The organism is Pseudonocardia sp. SID8383 (assembly GCF_009864975.1).
In the GTDB taxonomy this organism is placed as follows: domain Bacteria; phylum Actinomycetota; class Actinomycetes; order Mycobacteriales; family Pseudonocardiaceae; genus Pseudonocardia; species Pseudonocardia alni.
This window is the reverse complement of the sequence record NZ_WWFY01001245.1, coordinates 1-4,223: the sequence shown is the minus strand read 5'-3', so window position 1 is coordinate 4,223 and position 4,223 is coordinate 1. Positions and strand designations below refer to the sequence as shown.

Annotated in this window: 5 protein-coding genes; 2 read left to right on the top strand and 3 right to left on the bottom strand. The window is 75.3% G+C overall.

Annotation, left to right across the window (positions count from 1 at the left end):
- On the bottom strand, positions 1–227 hold a 227-nt coding region (locus tag GTW08_RS30640; protein ID WP_161152889.1), incomplete at its 3' end, for a MarR family transcriptional regulator.
- A 45-nt stretch (positions 228–272) separates the two neighbouring features.
- Here GTW08_RS30640 and GTW08_RS30635 point away from each other — a divergent pair.
- Positions 273–1,481 carry an MFS transporter gene (locus tag GTW08_RS30635; protein WP_161152888.1) on the top strand — a complete coding sequence of 403 codons (1,209 nt, stop codon included), beginning with the start codon at positions 273–275 and terminating at the stop codon, positions 1,479–1,481.
- A gap of 113 nt (positions 1,482–1,594) precedes the next feature.
- Positions 1,595–3,181, top strand: a complete 1,587-nt coding sequence (locus GTW08_RS30630; RefSeq protein ID WP_161152887.1) for an AMP-binding protein — start codon at positions 1,595–1,597, stop codon at positions 3,179–3,181.
- Here GTW08_RS30630 and GTW08_RS30625 read toward each other — a convergent pair.
- Positions 3,169–3,957: a TrmH family RNA methyltransferase gene (locus GTW08_RS30625; protein WP_161152886.1), complete on the bottom strand. Its 789-nt coding sequence runs from the start codon at positions 3,955–3,957 to the stop codon at positions 3,169–3,171. The two genes, GTW08_RS30630 and GTW08_RS30625, sit on opposite strands and share 13 nt — an antisense overlap.
- A gap of 9 nt (positions 3,958–3,966) precedes the next feature.
- A partial coding sequence (locus tag GTW08_RS30620; protein WP_202417936.1) for a hypothetical protein occupies positions 3,967–4,223 on the bottom strand: 257 nt, incomplete at its 5' end.

Genomic DNA, 4,223 nt, shown 5'->3' with positions numbered 1-4,223 from the left:
CCGCAGGGGGCGCGCTCCTCGGTGACCCAGCCGAGGTCGCGCAGCCGGGCCGCGATCTCGGTGGCCGAGCCGCTGGCCAGGCGCAGGCGCCGGGCGAGCTCGACGCGGGTGAGGCCCGGTTCGCGGCGCACCGCGTCCAGGACCTCGGCGGTGGCGCGCCAGCGGTCGGTCTCGGCGCGCCCGGGCGCATCCGTGCCGGAACGTGAACCGGCCGACATCGACGTCATCCGGTTTGACACCTCCGGCCTCCCGAGATTTATCCTCGTGTCGCGATGAAAAAAGCCTCCACCTCGTCCCAGTCTCCCACCACCGGGCCCGCGCTCGCCGCGATGGCCCTCGGCGGTCTGGCCATCGGCACCACCGAGTTCGCCTCGATGGGTCTGCTGCCGGCCTTCGCCGCCGACCTCGGCGCCACCGTGCCGCAGGCCGGCACGGCCATCAGCGCCTACGCGCTCGGCGTCGTCGTCGGCGCGCCGGTGCTCGCCGTGCTCGGCGCGCGGTGGCCCCGCAAGCACCTCGTCCTGGCCCTGGCGGGCGCGCTGGCGGTGACCAACGTGGCGTCGGCGTTCGCCCCGACCTTCGGCACCTTCGTCGCCACCCGGTTCCTGGCCGGGCTGCCGCACGGCGCCTACTTCGGTACCGCATCGGTGCTCGCCGCCTCGCTGGTCCCCCGCGAGCGGCGGCCACGGGCGATCGCGACGGTGATGAGCGGGCTGATGATCGCCAACATCGTCGGCGTCCCGGGCGCGACCTGGCTCGGGCAGAACGCGGGCTGGCCCGCGGCCTACGTGACCGTCGGCGCCGTCGCGGCCCTCACGATGCTGGCCGTCTGGCGGCTGGTCCCCGACGTCCGCAACGAGCGCCGCGGCTCGGTGCTGGGTGAGCTGTCGGCGCTGCGCCGCGGCCAGGTCTGGATCACGATGGCGGTCATCGCGACCGGGTTCGGCGGCTCGTTCGCCGTGTACAGCTACATCACCCCGGTGCTCACCGAGGTGTCCGGGCTCGCCACCGCGGCCGTGCCGCTCGCGCTCGCCGTGTTCGGGGTCGGCATGACGCTCGGCAACCAGGTCGGCGGCCGGCTCGCCGAGACTGCGCCGGTCCGCACGATCGCCTCGGGGCTCGCCGCCGCCGCGGTGTCGATGGCCCTGTTCGCGCTCACCGCGTCCTCGCCGGTGTTCGCACTGGTCACGCTGTTCGCACTGGCGTTCACCACCACCGCGACCACACCGGCGCTCGCGACCCGGCTGATGGACGCCGGTCGCGAGGGTCCGACTCTGGGCGCGGCACTGCACCACGCCGCGTTCAACGTGTCCAACGCCCTCGGGGCCGCGCTGGGTGCCCTGGTGCTGGCCGCCGGATGGGGCTGGACCGCGCCCGCCGCGGTCGCCACCGTGCTGCCGCTGCTGGGGCTGGCCGCGTTGGGTGTGGCGGTCCGGATGGAGCGCTCCGAGCGGCGCGAGGAGCTCGCCCTGGCCGCCTGAGGATCGCCTGGTAGGTCACACAAGCGAGAGGTGTCGATCAGATCACCTCCGGGAAGCCTGCCCTCGAGTTGATCGTTGCGTAAGACAACGATCCCGTCGAGAGGAGCCCGGACATGTCCGCCGATCTGGACAGCGCCACCGCGCCGCGCAACGGTGCCGCCACGCAGAGCGGGGCCGCGCTGCACAGCGACGTCGAGGAGCTCCTCGACGCCCTCGCCGCCGACCGCGGCCGCGAGGCCCTGGTGCACCGCGACCGCAGGATCACCGCGGGCGAGCTCGTGGACTCCGTGCACCGGCTCGCCCACGCCCTCGACGGCCGGGTCGAGCCGGGCCGGGTCGTGGCGCTGCTGGCCGGCAACACGCCCGAGGCGGTCGTCGCGCGGCTCGCGGTGACACTGCTCGGGGCGGGCATCGCCCAGCCGCACGAGGGCCTGTCCGCCGCCGCGCAGGCCCGCATCGTCGACGACGTCGAGGCGCCGCTCGTCCTCGCCGACGCCGACGCCGCGGCGGCCGCCGAGCCCGTCCTCGCGCTGGTCCCCGGCGTCGACGTGCTCTGGCTCGGCCCGCACGGCACCGATACCGACGTGACGGCCGAGGCCGCGACGGCGTCCACCGAGCCGGTCCGGGGCCGCGCCCGGCCGGACGCCATCGAGCAGATCCGGCACACCGGCGGCACCACCGGCCACCCGAAGGGCATCACCTACACCTTCGACCACCACCGTCGCGGTGCCGCGATGCGCCGCGGGACAGGCGGGTTCGGCAGCGGCGACGCCGGCGCGCGCCTGCTCGTCGCCACGCCGGTCGCCCACGTCGGCGGGTCGCTCGCCGACCGCACCCTCACCGACGGCGGCACCGTCGTCCTGCAGGACGGTTTCGAGCCCGGCGCCTACCTCGCCGCCGTCGAGCGGGAGCGCATCACCCACGGCTTCCTGCTGCCGCCGCTGATCTACCGCCTGCTCGACCACCCCGACCTGGACCGGACCGACCTGTCGTCGCTGCGGTCGCTGGTCTACGGCGGTGCCCCCGCCAACCCGCGGCGCATCGCCGAGGCGCTGCGCCGGATCGGCCCGGTGTTCACCCAGTTCTACGGCCAGACCGAGGCCGGCGGGATCAGCGTGCTCACCGCCGAGGAGCACCGGAACCCCGACCTGCTCGGCACCGTCGGGCGGCCGATCCCCACCACCACGATCGCGATCACCGACGCCGACGGCCGCCCCGTCGCCCCGGGCAGGCGCGGTGAGCTGTGGGTGCACACCGGCATGGAGATGGACGGCTACTGGAAGCAGCCGGAGCTGACCGCCGCCACCGTCGTCGACGGGTGGGTGCGGACCGGCGACGTCGCCCGCCAGGACGCCGACGGCTACCTGCACCTGCTCGACCGGGTCAAGGACATGATCGTCGTCGTGGGCGGGCACGTGTACACCTCCGAGCTGGAGGACCTGCTCATGGAGCACCCGGCCGTCCGGCACGCCGCGGTCTTCGGGGTGCCCGACGACGACGGCACCGAGACCGTGCACGCCGCCGTCGTCACCGACTCCCCGGCGCCGAGCCCGGACGAGCTGACCGGCCTGGTCGCCGACCGCGCCGGCGCGATGTACGTGCCGGACACCGTGGAGTTCGTCGAGCGGATCCCGCTGACCGGGATCGGCAAGACCGACAAGAAGCGGCTGCGCGCCGAGCTCGTCGGTCAGCCGCGCTGACGGACCGCCTCGTAGAGCACCACGGCCGCGGCGATCGAGGCGTTGAGCGAGTTGACCCGCCCGCGCATCGGGATGACCACCGTGGCGTCGGCCCGGTCGAGCCACGCGTCGGTCACCCCGGTGGCCTCGGTCCCGATGACCAGCGCGGTCGGCCCGGTCAGGTCGGTGCCGGCGAGCCCGGTCGTCCCGGCCGGGGTGGTGACGAGGGTGGCGATGCCGCGCCGGTCGAGCCAGTCGAGGACCTCGGCGGTGGACGCGGACGCGACCGGCACCGCGAACACCGTCCCCTTCGACGCCCGCACCACGTTGGGGTTGGCGAAGTCGGTGCCACCGCGCTCCGGGGTCGCGATCACCACCGCGTCCACCCCGCACGCCTCGGCGGTGCGCAGCATCGCCCCGACGTTGCCGGGCTTCTCGACACCCTCGGCGACGAGCACGAGCGGGTCCGGGCCGAGGTCCAGCTCGTCGAGCGGGCGGCCGGGGGCCGGGGCCACGGCGAGCCAGCCGTCCGGGGACTCGCGGTAGGCGATCCGGGCGAACACCTCGCGGGTCACCGAGAACACCCGCGCCGACGGCATCCGGGCCAGCAGCGCGTCCGACCGCACGAGGTCCGGCGCCCAGTACACCTCGGTCGGCTCGACGCCGGCGTCGAGCGCGAGCGCCAGCTCGTCGTGCCCCTCGATCACGGTGACGGCCGCCGCGTCGCGGTGGCGGCGGGTGCGCAGCCGGACCAGGTTCTTGACACGCGGGTTGGCGGTACTGGTCAGGTCGGGCACCCGACGAGCCTAGGATGGCGGGGTGTCCGGGGACCGGCCGGGACCGGGTGCCCCGTCCGGGTCTCCGGAGCGGACCGCGAGCCACCCGGCGGTGACCGCGGCCGCGGCGGCGAGCACCGCCAGCGGGGCGGCGAGCGCCGTCGTCGCGACGAATGCGGTGGCCAGCCACGGCGCGGCGAACCCGGAGTAGGCGGCGGTGTAGAACAGCCCGTTCACCGCGCCCCGCCCGGACGCCGGCGCCAGCCGGCCGACGCGGGTGAGCCCGG

Coding starts and splice junctions, on each gene's coding strand:
- GTW08_RS30630 (WP_161152887.1), top strand. CDS start 1,595: ATGTCCGCCGATCTGGACAGCGCCACCGCGCCGCGCAACGGTGCCGCC.
- GTW08_RS30635 (WP_161152888.1), top strand. CDS start 273: ATGAAAAAAGCCTCCACCTCGTCCCAGTCTCCCACCACCGGGCCCGCG.